The organism is Niallia circulans (assembly GCF_007273535.1).
Lineage (GTDB): Bacteria > Bacillota > Bacilli > Bacillales > Cytobacillaceae > Niallia > Niallia circulans_B.
In genome coordinates this window covers 1811517-1825147 of sequence record NZ_RIBP01000004.1, presented here as the reverse complement: position 1 = coordinate 1825147, position 13631 = coordinate 1811517, and the positions used below count along the sequence as shown (strand labels likewise).

The following is a 13631-nucleotide window of genomic DNA, read 5'->3' as shown; positions in this document are numbered from 1 at the left end:
TATAAGTATAAGCGCATGTTTTACATATTTTAAGAGAAGATATAAAATCAAAGAAGTGAGAAATAATATCAATTATGATATGATATTGATTAGAATTTTAACTTGATGTAGGAGGGTATCTTCATTGAAAGAGGATCAAACAATTTATGACATAACGGTTATTGGCGGTGGTCCAGTAGGGATGTTTACTGCGTTTTACGGAGGAATGAGACAAGCTACTGTGAAAATTATCGAAAGTCTCCCTCATTTAGGCGGGCAGCTTACTGCACTTTATCCTGAAAAATATATATATGACATTGCCGGCTTCCCGAAAGTCCGAGCCCAGGAGCTTGTTGATAACCTTAAGGCACAAATGGATAAGTTTGAGCAGGCAATCGTACTGGAGCAAGCGGTTCAAGGCTTGGAAAAACAGGCTGACGGTGTGTTCAAATTAACAACAGACAAAGAAGTTCACTTCACTAAAACGGTGGTTATTACTGCTGGAAACGGTGCTTTTCAACCACGTAAGCTTGAATTGGAGCAGGCAAAGAATTATGAAGGCAAAAACCTGCATTACTTCATCAATGACCTAAATCAATTTGCAGGCAAAAAAGTAATGGTGTTTGGCGGTGGAGATTCCGCGGTAGACTGGGCATTGATGCTTGAGCCTATTGCTGACACTGTTTACCTTGCACACAGAAGAGATAAATTCCGTGCTCATGAACACAGTGTGGAAAACTTGAAGAATTCAAGTGTGCAAATTAAAACTCCTTATATTCCATCAGAGCTTATTGGAGAAGAAGCAATTAAACAAGTTGTCCTTGAAAATGTGCAAACACAAGAAAAAGAAGTGATTGATGTAGATGCTGTTATCGTCAACTACGGATTTGTCTCTTCACTTGGTCCAATTAAAGACTGGGACTTAGCAATAGAAAAGAATTCTATCGTTGTTAACAGCAAAATGGAAACAAATATTCCAGGAATATATGCAGCTGGTGACATCTGTACATATGACGGTAAAGTTAAGCTGATTGCATCAGGCTTTGGCGAAGCACCGACTGCGGTAAACAACGCAAAATCATATCTTGATCCAAAAGCAAGAGTACAGCCGCTCCACAGTACATCCATGTTTAAGGATGAATAAGAAAAAAGCCTTTTCCGCAATGCGGAAAAGGCTTTAAATATTTTAACACTCTTCTGGAGAACCTGCATTTACCGCCGTGCGGAAGGATGACCCGCATCCGCAAGATGCAATGGCATTTGGGTTATCGATTGTGAAACCGCCGCCCATTAAGGATTGTTTGTAATCAATTTTTGTTCCTTTTAGGATGGCTGTATCGTTATTATCAACAATAACCTGTATGCCGTGCTGTTCTGTCAGATAGTCATTGTCTTCTTTTTCTGGTGCGAAGCCCATACCATAAGATAAACCGCTGCAGCCTCCACCTTTAATTGCTACTCTTAAGAAAGAGCCTTCTTCCTCATTTTCCTTCATCATTTCTTTTATTTGTAATGCTGCCGCTTCCGTTAAGTGCAATACTTCTTCTGTCATGAATATATCCTCCATTTCGTTAGTGTAGCCTTTCTCTATATTATATACCGCAAAACACAACTACTCAACTCGTGCAACTCGCTAATAACATACCAATTAATTGCATTACCTTTAATCGAAAAGTCATGTTTTTTTTAAAAATACAATTTCTAAATAGGTATTTAATCTTAATAAGATGTATAATAGTAGTATAATATAACTACTTTTTAACGAGAGGTATGAGAAAATGACGACCATTGGACCTCTTTATGACAAAAAGTGCATATGCCCTTTATGTACTGCCCATTTTACTACAAAAAAAATGCGCTCTAGATTCATTAAAGCAAAAGGCTTTGATTCTGACTTTTTTCCATTTTATGAAGAACATAATCCAACTTTGTATTATGTTAATGTTTGTCCATTATGCGGATTTGCCTATTCGGATGAAGTTGAAATTCGTTTAAAGGAGGCAGAAAAAGCCATCCTAATAAAAAATATCTCGAACAACTGGGTGCAGCAAAACTTTGGGGAAACCAGGTCAATAGGTGACAGTATTAAAACGTATAAGCTTGCTGCCTATGCAGGTATGTTAAGAAATGACAGGCATATAGCAATCGCAGGGCTATACATACGACTGGCATGGCTTTATCGATTGCTGGAGGATAGACATGAGGAAACACGCTTTATGCAGCTGGCCCTATCAGAATATGAGCTTTCCTACTCTACTGGAGATTTTCTTGGAACACAAGTATCTGAATTGAAAACGCTATACTTGGCTGGTGAGCTTTCAAGAAGAACACAAAAAATAGAGGAAGCCATCAAATACTTTTCAAAAGTAATTGAGCAGCAAAGCAGAACGGTTGAGACAAAAATTATCAGTTTAGCAAAAGACGGCTGGCATAAAATTAGAGACTTGCAACAAGCATAAATAAAAAGCAGGCGAATTTATCCGCCTGCTTTTTATGCTTCCTATATTAAAACATCGGGTTTTCTTCAATATGCTTGTACACATTTTCTACAAGCTCCTTAGATGTTTCACCTGTTACTATTTCTCCATCTACCAAGGCAAATAATGCTTCTCCGCATTGTCCGCACATGCCTAAACAGCCATAATCTATAACATCCAGTTCATCATCCTGTTCTAAGAGTAGCTTTGCCTCCTCAGAACCAGATGCTAGATTGCTTAAACAAAATTCAACTATTGGTTTAAACAATGTAATCACCTCTTCAATAAAACATATACTAACTTTTTTTGTTTTATTAATCAAGCATTACTATGTTTCTTATTTCTTCCTCATTTACGAATAAACTGCCCATTCCTCATAATATACTCTTAAAGAATGACAACTAAAATTGGAAGCAAGCAGGCATTGTTACATACAGCCTTTTGTTCAAATATAAACATGATACAAACTAATGGGGAGGTTATATGAAAAAACTAATTATTCTCGGCGGCGGCTATGGTGGAATGACGCTCCTGTCACGACTGATTTCCAATCTACCATATAATATAATGGTCATCCTTATTGATAAAGCCCCATACCATTTTCTAAAAACAGAGTTCTATGCTCTAGCAGCAGGCACTGTTTCAGATGAGCATATCAGGATTCCCTTTCCAAAACATCCCCAAGTATCCATTCTAAATGCAGAAGTAGCCAGTATCGACAGATCAGTATATACAGTGAACCTAGTTAATGGAGAAAGTATGGAATATGATGATTTAGTCATTTCCTTAGGCTGTGAGGATAACTTTCATGGTATAAAGGGTGCCGCTGAGTTTACACATAGCATTCAAACCAAAAGCAAGTCACAAAAAACCTATTCTGAGCTTAATAACTTGGCTGCAGGCGCAAAAGTGGCAATTATTGGCGGTGGATTAAGTGGTGTAGAACTCGCTTCAGAATTAGCAGAAAACCGAACAGATTTGCAGATTACCTTGTTCGATCGGGGAAGTACCATTCTTTCCTCTTATCCACCAAAGGTGAGCGCTTATGTAGAAAAGTGGTTTGAGGATCACCATGTAGAACTTCACAAAAACTCAAATATAACTTTAATTGAAGAAAATACTTTATATAATAAAGAAGACCCTCTTCCCTTTGATTGCATTGTCTGGACTGCTGGTGTTATGCCAAGCAAGATAGTTGCTGACCTGACAGTCGCGAAGGATAAAAAAGGTCGCATATTGTTAACAGACCTTCATCACTTGCCTGCTGATGATAAGATATTCGTGGTTGGTGATTGTGCCAGCCTTAATCTGCCACCAAGTGCACAGCTGGCAGAAAAACAGGCCGAGCAAGTCGCAGCAGTTCTTATTGCCCGTTGGCAAGGAGCAAAGCCTCCCTCCTTACCTCCAATAAGATTAAAAGGAGTATTAGGCTCACTCGGAAAAAAACACGGTTTCGGGCTCGTTGCTAACACTGCCTTAACTGGGCGAATCCCAAGAATTCTAAAGCACAGTATTTTGTGGAAGGATAAAAATAAAAAAAAAAGCTAATACACTCTGTTTATAAAATATGGACAAAAAGATAAATATGCCAAGGCAAAAAAATAATTATTTCGCTCTAAACAATACCTGAACTATTCCGCCTATTATTTGCTTGGAGTTGGCGTAATAGTTCAGGTGTTTTGCTGCTTAGATATAAATAACGGAGTGAATATTCGCACAATTAAACCTAAGCTTTCAAGCTATTCTCTATTTAAGGTGGTTTTTTTAACGCCTCCCTGTATTCATTACTGAGCGCTTAAGTAGCCATACTTCTCAAATTCCTCATAGATACGCTTTAGCTTTGGATTTCCTTCACCAATTATTTCATTCTCAATAACTACAACTGGATAAAATAAATCCTCTTCAATGACTCTATGGCAAAATGCATTTTTTTCTTCCTCGTAATTTGCTTGGAAAATATCATAATAATGAATTTTAAAGCTTTGATCAGGAAATTTTCTGCTTATGGCAGCCTGCAGCCACTCATATGTATCTTTTGAAGAAGGGAGATTCACACAGCTTGCACAAATTTGCTCTGCTCCATATATGCTGACTTCGAGCTCTTTTTTCATTTTTCTTCCTCTCTTTCCTGCTTGTTTTCTGCTTTACAGTGTTGACATTTACACTCTTTAACGAGACAATGCAAACTGGAATTGATTGTTTAATGATTTCGTGTTTCTAGAATAGATTTTTCTCTTTAATGTGATTATAATAAATTATAGGAAAGGAGTCGATATGAATGGCAGAATTAGAAATGAAAGAACAAGTACAAGAAGTATTAGATAAATTACGCCCATTCCTTCTAAGAGATGGCGGGGATTGTGAATTGGTAGATGTGGAAGACGGTATCGTTAAGCTTCGTTTGCTAGGAGCTTGCGGAAGCTGCCCAAGTTCGACAATCACACTAAAAGCAGGTATTGAGCGTGCGCTTTTGGAAGAAGTTCCAGGAGTATATGAAGTAGAGCAAGTATTCTAAGTATATGAACAGCCAAGAAATAAAAAGGGCAGCCTTAAAGGCTGCCCTTTTTATTTACTCGTATATGATTTCCCTTTCACAACTGCACCTTCCTTGTCCATCTCAACAGGAAGAAGACTCATGTCTGGCAGATGCTTCTGCAATCCAGCTTTAACTGCCTCCGTTTTTCCTTTTTCAATGAAACAAAGAACTGTCGGACCTGCTCCACTTAATGCGACACCATAAGCTCCTAACAGAGGAGCCTCTTTTTCAATGAGCTCCAAGTGAGGCACAAGCTGCTTTCGGTACGGCTGATGGTATTTATCAAGAGACATCATCTTGCCTGCAAGCTTATCGTTTCCTGTCAGCAAGGCTGCAACAAGCAGGTTTGATACTGCCCCTGCTGCAACTGCTTCCGCAAAAGGCATCGCTGCTGGCAGAACATCCCTTGCTGCTTTCGTAAGCAGCTCTTCATTAGGAACAACTGCCAGCAGTTCAAGGTCTACAGAATGAATTACCTCAACATCTGCCTCCTCACCAAGCTGACAGCCGACCACAAGTCCGCCAAAAATACTAGCCCCAACATTATCAGGATGGCCCTCCATATTTGTGGCAATAGTGAATTTCTCCTCTTTAGTTAAACCGAGTTCACCTAATGCATCAGCAAGTTCAATCGCTGCGACAATTGCTGATGCACTGGAACCAAGCCCTCTTGCCAAAGGTATCTCGCTCGCAACCGTTACTCTGCATGGTGGCAATTCCTTGTTATATTGCTTTGCCACTTGTAAGGCTGTTGCAATGATGAAGTTGCTTTCATCTGCTGGAAATGCCTTCAGCTCTTCAGAAAGAGGAATAACCTCCCATTTTTCTGCTGGAGAAGCTTGCAGCTCCAAATAAAGGCTTAAAGACAAACCAATGCTGTCAAATCCCGGTCCTAGGTTTGCTGTGCTTGCCGGAACCTTAATTTGGAGCATTTCGCTTTCCATCATATATGAACGACTCCCTTAATATGAGCTGCAACTGCTTTTTCATCATTTGGAAGAACGACCGGCTTAAGCGGACTTACATCAATTGCTGTGTTTGGATCTTTTAAGCCATTACCTGTTAATACTGCTACTATCTTGCTCCCTTTAGCGATTTTTCCGCTTTGCAGATGCTTGTAAATTCCAGCGATTGATGCACATGAACCAGGTTCTGCAAACACACCTTCCTTCGCAGCAATTAAGCGATATGCAGCAATAATTTCTTCATCTGTCACTTCATCAATAATTCCTTCTGATTCCTGCTGGGCTTGTACAGCCAGCTTCCAGCTTGCAGGGTTACCGATACGAATAGCTGTTGCAATTGTTTCCGGATTTTCAAAAACGCGGTTATGAACAATCGCTGCTGCGCCAGCTGCTTCAAAGCCATGGATTTTTGGAAGTCCTGTTTGCTTTACTTCATTATATTCCTTAAAGCCTTTCCAGTAGGCACTGATATTGCCGGCATTTCCAACAGGAATTGCCAATATATCAGGCGCGCCGCCAAGTTGGTCGCATACCTCAAATGCTGCTGTCTTTTGGCCTTCCAGTCTATATGGATTAACAGAATTCACAAGGGCAACAGGCTCTGTTTCACTTATTTTGCGCACCATTTGCAACGCCTGATCAAAGTTCCCTTCAATTGAAATGATCTCTGCACCATACATAACAGCTTGCGCTAACTTACCCATAGCGATTTTCCCTTCCGGAATGACGACGATACAGCGCATGCCGGCACGTGTCGCATATGCAGCTGCGGCTGCGGATGTATTACCTGTAGAAGCACAAATAACAGTGGAATTACCTTCCTCCTTCGCCTTTGCGACAGCCATAACCATTCCTCTGTCCTTAAAGGAGCCCGTCGGATTCGTTCCCTCTGTTTTCACATAGAGCTCTACTCCCCATTCTTGAGACAGGTGTTCTAGTTTAATTAAAGGCGTATTTCCTTCATTTAATGTCAATTTTGGTGTGTTTTCGTTCACAGGTAAAAATTCTTTATATTCTTCAAGCAGGCCATTCCATCTCATTACTTAGTTCCTCCTTCTACACGGTAAGAGCTTTTTACTGTTCTGACAGATGATAAGTCTCTTAATTGAATTAATATATTTTCATAGTTTAACAAGGATGCGTGATGTGTAATTAAAACTATTTCTGCCATACCCTTTTCCTTAACAGGCAATTGCAGTATCTTCTCAAAACTAACGCCATTCTTAGAAAAGATTGATGTAATTTCAGCAAATACACCAACTGCATCTTCTACTTGTAGACGAAGGAAGTATTTGGAGTACATTTCGTCTGGTTTCTTCAAGTTTTTCTTAAACTGCGGTGTAGTTGCTGTTTTTCCATTTACACCGAGTCTCATGTTTTTAAGAACATTAACCAAGTCAGAAACAACAGCTGTAGCTGTTGGCATACTGCCCGCGCCAGGGCCGTAAAACATCGTTTCACCAACTGCCTCCCCATAAACATAAACAGCATTAAATTCATTATTGACTGCTGCCAGTGGATGGCTGTCAATTAAGAAGGCCGGCTGTACGCTTACTTCCACCTTTTCATCCTGTCGATGTGCAAAACCAATCAGTTTCATCGTATAGCCAAGCTGTTTACCATATTGGATATCTTCCTCTGTCACCTTTGTAATACCCTCTACCTTCACATCCTCAAGGCTGATATTCATGGAGAATCCTAATGTTGCCAATATTGTCATTTTACGTGCCGCATCAAGACCTTCTACATCTGATGTCGGATCGCTTTCTGCAAACCCAAGTCTTTGCGCTTCTTCTAGTACCTCTTCGTAAGCTTTACCCTGCTTGGTCATCTTTGTTAGAATAAAATTCGTTGTGCCATTCACAATACCCATCATTTTTGTAATGTGGTCTGATGCAAGGCCATCAACAAGTCCTCTAATGATAGGAATACCACCTGCAACACTTGCCTCGTAGAAAAGGTCGCAGTTATTTTCTGAAGCTACCTGCAGAAGCTTCGCTCCGTGGACAGCCATTAAATCCTTATTGGCTGTAACAACGTGTTTGCGATTTTTAAGAGCGTGAAGTAATTTCTCCTTCGTCTCTTCGACACCGCCCATTACTTCGATGATTACATCTATTTCTGGATCGTTCAAAATTTCATCTGGATTTGTTGTTAACATGTCAGTTGCAATTGAAACATCCCGGTCTTTATCTATATTTTTCACAAGTATCTTTTTTACTTTTACTGGACAGCCAATCTGGTGCATGATTTTATCTTGATGGTTCTCAATAATTTTCACAACACCTGTCCCTACTGTGCCCAATCCAAGCAGTCCTATTGATATTGTCTCCACTTTGCCATTCCCCCTAAGATGTTCTCCATAAACATACAACTGTCTTCGTATAGTAGACATTATAGTGTTTGTTCTGTTTTTTTACAAGAGGTGAATTATATATTCTTTGAAAATTTATTCAACTCTTATTTTTGTCATTTTACTGTTTTTTCTATTATAAAGTAATTCACTAAAAAAAGGGCAACTATTTTGGAAAGGATTCCCGGCATAATTCATGGCGAATTAGTATTGCCGGGAAGCTTGTGACATTTGATGCGGCACTGGCCTAACTCAATAAAGCCAGCTTAATGTGGGGATTTTTGTCTTCTTCACAGGTGCTTCAACCATTTCATAGAAGACTCGCAGAAATTCCTCTGCATCCTTTGATTGATTCAAATACTTCTTAAATTGATCCTCCAAAAAATGCCTTTCTGCCTCACTGGAACTGGAGTAATAATTTTCTACGCATTCCACGAAATGAAGGGGGAACAGCAGCCTTGCATAAATGAGCCGCCAGGAAAAGGAGCTAAGTGGTGTGACAGTTTGATAATCAGTAAAAAAACTCCTGACATCGCGGTGGTATGTCTTAATATTGATAAAATAACGTTCTCTTGTCCATTCTGCTAAATCCCTGCCACAATGGTCGAATACCCAATCAAACGGATTCTTCACATAGTATTCGCCATTCCAGGTGGACTTCATAAATCGGTTATGACAAACTGTCCCGCTGTCTATTGATGAGGTTTCGTCATCAAGCTCTGTATCAACGAGATATTGAATCGCATTTTCAGCAATTCCCATGTAGTAAGGAAATGCTTCAAGAAAAAGCTTATCGAATTCGCTTTCGGGCTCCTGATACATCTTCGTGTTCCAATAAGTTTCCATTTGATCGATTCGCTGCTCCCACATCCCTTTCCATTGTCCCATTCTGGAGATCTTCTGAACGCCAAACTGGACGGATCTGCCTCTATAATGAAATTTCCCAAGCTTTCTGCCCAATTGCTTTGACTGCAATGGCTGGAGATGTTCATTCAGCAAAACACAATATGCCTGCCCATCCACTTCCTCCCTGATATTCCCTTCCTTTGATTCTAAAAATCTGCTTACACGATGATCACCTAATCTTGTCATATGTTGCACAAGCTCTTCCAGCTCTTGGAGTTCTTCTTCCTCTTTATTATCCACCGGTATTAAAGTGTATAAATTATCATCCTTTCTGCATGCTTCATAATGTCCAAACCGCATTTCGTCTGTTACCTCTATACCGTAATGGCTGTATAAGATTTTCCGAATCATTCTATCCCTCCTCTTGCGTAAATGCCCCATCAACAATGAGCCTATATGAAAATATATGTCAGCAGCTGACAATCTTGTGTTTTTTATTTAACAAAGACCGCCACCTAAAAAAATTTTCATTTTTAAATCACACATACCTTTATAGAAGTCCTACATATACTAAAGGATATACAGCTATTATCACAGCCTGCCTGAAATTAGCGTACAGCCACTACTGGCATGATAAAAACCACACTGTGTATACATAGTGAATCCGAGAAAGAAAAGGTGATAATATGTCAGATATTACAGAAAAAACAGCTAGAAAATGGCTACATGAACGTGGAGTGACAATAGAAGATATTGCAGAACTGGTCTACTTATTACAGGAAAAGTACCATGATGATTTAGAAATGTCAGAGTGTATTCATAATGTTGAGCGAGTATTGTCAAAAAGAGAGGTTCAAAATGCTCTGCTGACAGGGATTCAGCTAGATGTGCTTGCAGAAAAGAAAATGCTCGAAGCACCACTTCAAGGCATTATTGAAAGTGATGAAAGTTTGTATGGTGTTGATGAAGTTCTTAGCTTTTCCATTGTGAATGTTTATGGCTCCATCGGCTTTACTAATTATGGTTATGTAGACAAATTAAAACCAGGTATACTAAAAAAGCTTAATGATAAATCATCAGGCAGCTGCCATACATTTTTAGATGATATTGTTGGTGCTATTGCCGCTGCAGCATCAAGCAGGCTGGCACATAGTGTCAGAGGTGAAAAATAAACGAAATAAAAAAGGAAGAGATGCAAAGGTTGCAGCTCTTCCTTTTTTTATTTCTATTCCCACTCTGACAGACTATTAACAGAATACGTTGGTTTTTTCTCGTATGTTGCTAAATGCTCTAAAGTTGTTACACCAGAGTGAACGAGCAAAGTATCAATACCAGCATTTAACCCAGCCATTATATCTGTATGATAATTATCGCCAACCATAATGGCATCTTCTTTTCCTATTCCAAGCAGCTTCAACGCCTGTTCCACTATGATTGCTTCCGGTTTCCCCATGTTAACAGGCGTAGTCTGAGTAGATACAGTAATAACGGAGGTCAGTGCCCCATTCCCTGGCAGGAGACCTCTTTCGGTCGGCAATGCAGTATCGCCATTTGTTATAATGTATTTTGCTCCTGACCGAACGGCAAGACATGCCTGCGAGAGCTTCTCATAAGTGATTTGTTGGTCCATGCCTGCTACTACAAAATCAGCACCCTCACTGTCAGCCATTATCTTTATACCTTTTTCATGAAGAGCATATCTTAAGCCCTCTTCGCCAATCATATAAACACTTGCTTCATTGTTTTGTTCATATATATATCCAGCTGCAGCCATTGCAGAGGTGAATACTTCTTCTTTTTTTGCAGGGATATCAAAATCTCGCAGCTTTTGAGCAACCTGCTCTGGTGTTTTGGTTGAATTATTCGTTACATATAAATAAGGGATTTCAAGCTTTATCAAGCGTTTGACAAAAGCAGCAGCCTCTTCAATGACCTCTGTCCCTTTATACATCGTTCCATCAAGATCAATTAAGTAACCTTTATAGTTTTTCATCAAATAAAGTCCTTTCTAGCATATGCGGCTTTAATTTTTGAAGGCAGTGACAGGACCAAGCTCATCAATTAAGTATTTTTTAACTGACTCAGAAAATGCTGTGACAGCAGGAAGCTCTTTTGCTACAGCTTTTTTAACCTGATCATGGTTAATACTCGTGTAATCATGCACCAGTGTTTTTCTTAAAGCAAGCAGCCCTTTTATCGCACTTGCATCTGCTGGAGTGAGCACTCGTTCATCTGTAAGTATGTCCATAATATCGTCATAGCTCCCCGGATCTCTCATAATAAATCCATCGATCATACTGTTACCAACATCAAGCATTGCCTCAATCATCATATGGGCTAGTCTTTCCAGTCCCAGTTTTTCCAATGGGCTGTCAAAAGCTTCTCTCTCTTTAAAAAGCTGAACTAATTGCTGCAGATATTCCAATTGCTGTCCGATCTTATTACGATCCACAAAATACATTTGAATGCCTCCTCATTAGTTCCTTTATATAGGTATGTAAATTTAACTTTAAGCAAGTGTTTGCAGGTTATTACTTAAGCTTGTCGGCCGTGCATAAAAATAACCTTGTGCTAAGTCCACTTTGTTTCTTGATAAGACAAGTGCCTCTTCAGCACTTTCAATTCCCTCTGCCACAACTACAGAGCCGACCTCTTTTGCAATAAGTAGCAAGCCTTTAAGCATGGACTCCTTTACAGAGTTCTTATCAATATTTTGGATAACAGAACGGTCTATTTTTATAATATCAGGCATAATTTCACTAATCGAATTTAAGCTTGCATAACCTGAACCTGTATCATCTACTGCGACTCGAAAGCCTATTTGACGTAAAAGCTTTAAGTTAGAAATAAAATATTCGAGCCCTTCAATTGAGTCCCGTTCTGTCACTTCAATTGTGATTTTGCTTGGAGCAATACCTTTATATTTGTTCATTAACTTCTTTAAGTCTTTAACAAAATGCTGGTTGCCTATTGTCAACGGTGTAAAGTTAATAAAAATATCATACTTCCATGTTGTCAATTTAATTTGTTCCAGCGTCTTTTCGAGTACAATCATTTCTAACTCATAAAGATGATTTGTTTGCCGGGCAACAGAAAATAACTGCAGCGGATTTTCCAGCGAAGTGCCGTGTGGACCTCGTGTCAGCATTTCACATGCTTTAACTACATTTGTCTCCACATCCATTATCGGCTGTGCCAATAAACGAATATCCTTATTTGCCACGATTTTTCCTAAGGCAATTGTCATTTCATTGAATTCAGATTTAAACCCTTTTTGGGCCATAGCTAACGCCTGTTGATAGGCCAGATAAATAGCATCCTGTAATACATCAACCTGTTTGTCAATAAACATATAGCCTGTACTTAATATCGGCCTTACTAATAGCTGGTTACTTTTTTCTTCTTCCTTCAGCTTTTCCAATATCAACTGGATGGTTGCGTCCATATTCGGGATATAATCCATCTTGTGATCTATGCTCAAAAACAGGGCAATCCCACCTTGATGGTAATCTCGAACTGCAACAATCTGTTCAGTAGGCAGCTCTTTTGTGACAACAGTTTGAAATGACTTTTTCATTTCCTGCCAAACATTTTTCAATACTGCCGTTTCCATTCCTCTTTTCATAATGGCCATGTTTTTAATGGAAAAGACAATTACTGCGACTTCATTACCTTTCTGAAAGGAAGCCTTCACGTTTTGCTGCACAGGATCCCGCAATATGAATTGCGGAGGATAATATTTTAATTTACTGGCAGGAAAGATGATTTTCCCCCAGTTCTTCAAGCTTTTTATTTTTTTAACATCAACATGGACCATCGCTTCATTTCCTCTCATACAGCAACCTGTAAGTAATAGCAAAAAGACAAAGGAAAAACTGCTTTCTAAAGACTAAACTTGCCTGTCAACTGGAAAGCGTTTCCCATCTGTATTAAGAAGCGGTGCTAAGTCCATCAGCACTCTTCTCGTATCAATGTTTTTTTATTTTCTTAACGACAAAATACGGGCAACCAAAATTGCAGTATTCATATAAATATTCTGTCAATGTACTAATTTTCGTATCAAAGCTGGATTTTTGATTTTGGTCATCGAAAAACCCTCTAAGTCTGAGCTGTCCGTATCCCCAATCTCCGACAATATAATCGTACTTTGTTAGAATATCGCTGTATCTGCCTTTAAATGCCTCCTCATTAAAGCCTTCCTTGCGTTCTTCTATGAGTTCATAACAGTGATTATTTATGCAAACCAAAACCTTCACCTCACTTTTTGAAACATTCTTGATCATATGTATACTTGTATAATTATTATATGTACTCCTAAATAAGTCCTATTTAGACTAGCGTCCATCTTACCCAATAGGTACTATCTCTCACCACTTCATTATAACCTGATAACAGATAATTTACATAGTGCTGAAAAGCAAAAACTGAAATAATTATTTACAATACAACGGGTGATGTGTTTCTGCTGCACAAGA

The 13631-nt window shown here is 39.1% G+C and carries 16 protein-coding genes; 5 read left to right on the top strand and 11 right to left on the bottom strand.

Features of this window, described 5'->3' with window-relative positions; all coding sequences use genetic code 11:
* The first annotated feature begins 124 nt into the window (after positions 1 to 124).
* Positions 125 to 1123 carry an NAD(P)/FAD-dependent oxidoreductase gene (locus CEQ21_RS16835; protein WP_185765525.1) on the top strand — a complete coding sequence of 333 codons (999 nt, stop codon included), beginning with the start codon at positions 125 to 127 and terminating at the stop codon, positions 1121 to 1123.
* Between the two features lie 42 nt (positions 1124 to 1165).
* Here the strand turns inward: CEQ21_RS16835 and CEQ21_RS16830 are convergent, their stop codons facing one another.
* Positions 1166 to 1531, bottom strand: a complete 366-nt coding sequence (locus CEQ21_RS16830) for a HesB/IscA family protein (protein ID WP_185765524.1) — start codon at positions 1529 to 1531, stop codon at positions 1166 to 1168.
* A 226-nt stretch (positions 1532 to 1757) separates the two neighbouring features.
* On the opposite strand from CEQ21_RS16830, the gene CEQ21_RS16825 reads away from it, so the two are divergent.
* On the top strand, positions 1758 to 2438 hold the full coding sequence (locus tag CEQ21_RS16825) for a DUF2225 domain-containing protein (protein ID WP_185765523.1): 681 nt from the start codon (positions 1758 to 1760) through the stop codon (positions 2436 to 2438).
* 46 nt (positions 2439 to 2484) lie between these two features.
* Here the strand turns inward: CEQ21_RS16825 and CEQ21_RS16820 are convergent, their stop codons facing one another.
* Entirely contained in the window at positions 2485 to 2724 is a 240-nt protein-coding gene (locus CEQ21_RS16820; protein ID WP_185765522.1) for a YuzB family protein, read from the bottom strand.
* Between the two features lie 215 nt (positions 2725 to 2939).
* Here CEQ21_RS16820 and CEQ21_RS16815 point away from each other — a divergent pair, with 215 nt between their 5' ends.
* Entirely contained in the window at positions 2940 to 4004 is a 1065-nt protein-coding gene (locus CEQ21_RS16815; protein WP_185765521.1) for an NAD(P)/FAD-dependent oxidoreductase, read from the top strand.
* A gap of 236 nt (positions 4005 to 4240) precedes the next feature.
* Here CEQ21_RS16815 and CEQ21_RS16810 read toward each other — a convergent pair whose 3' ends face one another.
* Positions 4241 to 4567 carry a YuzD family protein gene (locus tag CEQ21_RS16810; RefSeq protein WP_185765520.1) on the bottom strand — a complete coding sequence of 109 codons (327 nt, stop codon included), beginning with the start codon at positions 4565 to 4567 and terminating at the stop codon, positions 4241 to 4243.
* A 167-nt stretch (positions 4568 to 4734) separates the two neighbouring features.
* Here CEQ21_RS16810 and CEQ21_RS16805 point away from each other — a divergent pair, with 167 nt between their 5' ends.
* Positions 4735 to 4971: a NifU family protein gene (locus CEQ21_RS16805; protein WP_127738008.1), complete on the top strand. Its 237-nt coding sequence runs from the start codon at positions 4735 to 4737 to the stop codon at positions 4969 to 4971.
* Between the two features lie 50 nt (positions 4972 to 5021).
* Here CEQ21_RS16805 and thrB read toward each other — a convergent pair whose 3' ends face one another.
* The 4 genes from thrB to yutH all read right to left on the bottom strand — a co-directional run bounded on the left by thrB (position 5022) and on the right by yutH (position 9567).
* Positions 5022 to 5939, bottom strand: a complete 918-nt coding sequence (gene thrB / locus CEQ21_RS16800; RefSeq protein WP_185765519.1) for a homoserine kinase — start codon at positions 5937 to 5939, stop codon at positions 5022 to 5024.
* Positions 5936 to 6997, bottom strand: coding sequence for a threonine synthase (gene thrC, locus CEQ21_RS16795; protein ID WP_185765518.1), 1062 nt, complete (start codon positions 6995 to 6997; stop codon positions 5936 to 5938). Before thrC ends, thrB begins: the two co-directional genes overlap by 4 nt.
* A complete protein-coding gene (locus CEQ21_RS16790; protein WP_185765517.1) occupies positions 6997 to 8292 on the bottom strand; it encodes a homoserine dehydrogenase in 1296 nt (431 codons plus the stop codon). The genes thrC and CEQ21_RS16790 overlap by 1 nt, the downstream gene beginning before the upstream one ends.
* Positions 8293 to 8562: 270 nt before the next feature.
* Positions 8563 to 9567 carry a spore coat putative kinase YutH gene (gene yutH, locus CEQ21_RS16785; RefSeq protein ID WP_185765516.1) on the bottom strand — a complete coding sequence of 335 codons (1005 nt, stop codon included), beginning with the start codon at positions 9565 to 9567 and terminating at the stop codon, positions 8563 to 8565.
* Between the two features lie 275 nt (positions 9568 to 9842).
* Between yutH and CEQ21_RS16780 the strand changes: the two genes are divergently transcribed.
* Complete coding sequence (locus tag CEQ21_RS16780) at positions 9843 to 10328, top strand: phosphatidylglycerophosphatase A family protein (RefSeq protein WP_185765515.1); 486 nt, start codon at positions 9843 to 9845, stop codon at positions 10326 to 10328.
* A 53-nt stretch (positions 10329 to 10381) separates the two neighbouring features.
* Here CEQ21_RS16780 and CEQ21_RS16775 read toward each other — a convergent pair whose 3' ends face one another.
* The 4 genes from CEQ21_RS16775 to CEQ21_RS16760 form a co-directional block, all read right to left on the bottom strand.
* On the bottom strand, positions 10382 to 11149 hold the full coding sequence (locus CEQ21_RS16775; protein WP_185765514.1) for a TIGR01457 family HAD-type hydrolase: 768 nt from the start codon (positions 11147 to 11149) through the stop codon (positions 10382 to 10384).
* A 30-nt stretch (positions 11150 to 11179) separates the two neighbouring features.
* Complete coding sequence (locus CEQ21_RS16770; protein WP_185765513.1) at positions 11180 to 11617, bottom strand: DUF86 domain-containing protein; 438 nt, start codon at positions 11615 to 11617, stop codon at positions 11180 to 11182.
* Between the two features lie 48 nt (positions 11618 to 11665).
* The gene (locus CEQ21_RS16765; protein WP_235907277.1) at positions 11666 to 12991 is read right to left on the bottom strand and encodes an EAL domain-containing protein; all 1326 of its coding nucleotides are present in this window, start codon (positions 12989 to 12991) and stop codon (positions 11666 to 11668) included.
* 133 nt (positions 12992 to 13124) lie between these two features.
* Positions 13125 to 13403, bottom strand: a complete 279-nt coding sequence (locus CEQ21_RS16760; protein WP_185765512.1) for a YutD family protein — start codon at positions 13401 to 13403, stop codon at positions 13125 to 13127.
* Between the last annotated feature and the right edge of the window lie 228 nt (positions 13404 to 13631).

Coding starts and splice junctions, on each gene's coding strand:
- CEQ21_RS16830 (WP_185765524.1), bottom strand. CDS start 1,531: ATGACAGAAGAAGTATTGCACTTAACGGAAGCGGCAGCATTACAAATA.
- CEQ21_RS16825 (WP_185765523.1), top strand. CDS start 1,758: ATGACGACCATTGGACCTCTTTATGACAAAAAGTGCATATGCCCTTTA.
- CEQ21_RS16815 (WP_185765521.1), top strand. CDS start 2,940: ATGAAAAAACTAATTATTCTCGGCGGCGGCTATGGTGGAATGACGCTC.
- CEQ21_RS16810 (WP_185765520.1), bottom strand. CDS start 4,567: ATGAAAAAAGAGCTCGAAGTCAGCATATATGGAGCAGAGCAAATTTGT.
- CEQ21_RS16805 (WP_127738008.1), top strand. CDS start 4,735: ATGGCAGAATTAGAAATGAAAGAACAAGTACAAGAAGTATTAGATAAA.
- thrB (WP_185765519.1), bottom strand. CDS start 5,939: ATGATGGAAAGCGAAATGCTCCAAATTAAGGTTCCGGCAAGCACAGCA.
- thrC (WP_185765518.1), bottom strand. CDS start 6,997: ATGAGATGGAATGGCCTGCTTGAAGAATATAAAGAATTTTTACCTGTG.
- yutH (WP_185765516.1), bottom strand. CDS start 9,567: ATGATTCGGAAAATCTTATACAGCCATTACGGTATAGAGGTAACAGAC.
- CEQ21_RS16780 (WP_185765515.1), top strand. CDS start 9,843: ATGTCAGATATTACAGAAAAAACAGCTAGAAAATGGCTACATGAACGT.
- CEQ21_RS16775 (WP_185765514.1), bottom strand. CDS start 11,149: ATGAAAAACTATAAAGGTTACTTAATTGATCTTGATGGAACGATGTAT.
- CEQ21_RS16770 (WP_185765513.1), bottom strand. CDS start 11,617: ATGTATTTTGTGGATCGTAATAAGATCGGACAGCAATTGGAATATCTG.
- CEQ21_RS16765 (WP_235907277.1), bottom strand. CDS start 12,991: ATGAGAGGAAATGAAGCGATGGTCCATGTTGATGTTAAAAAAATAAAA.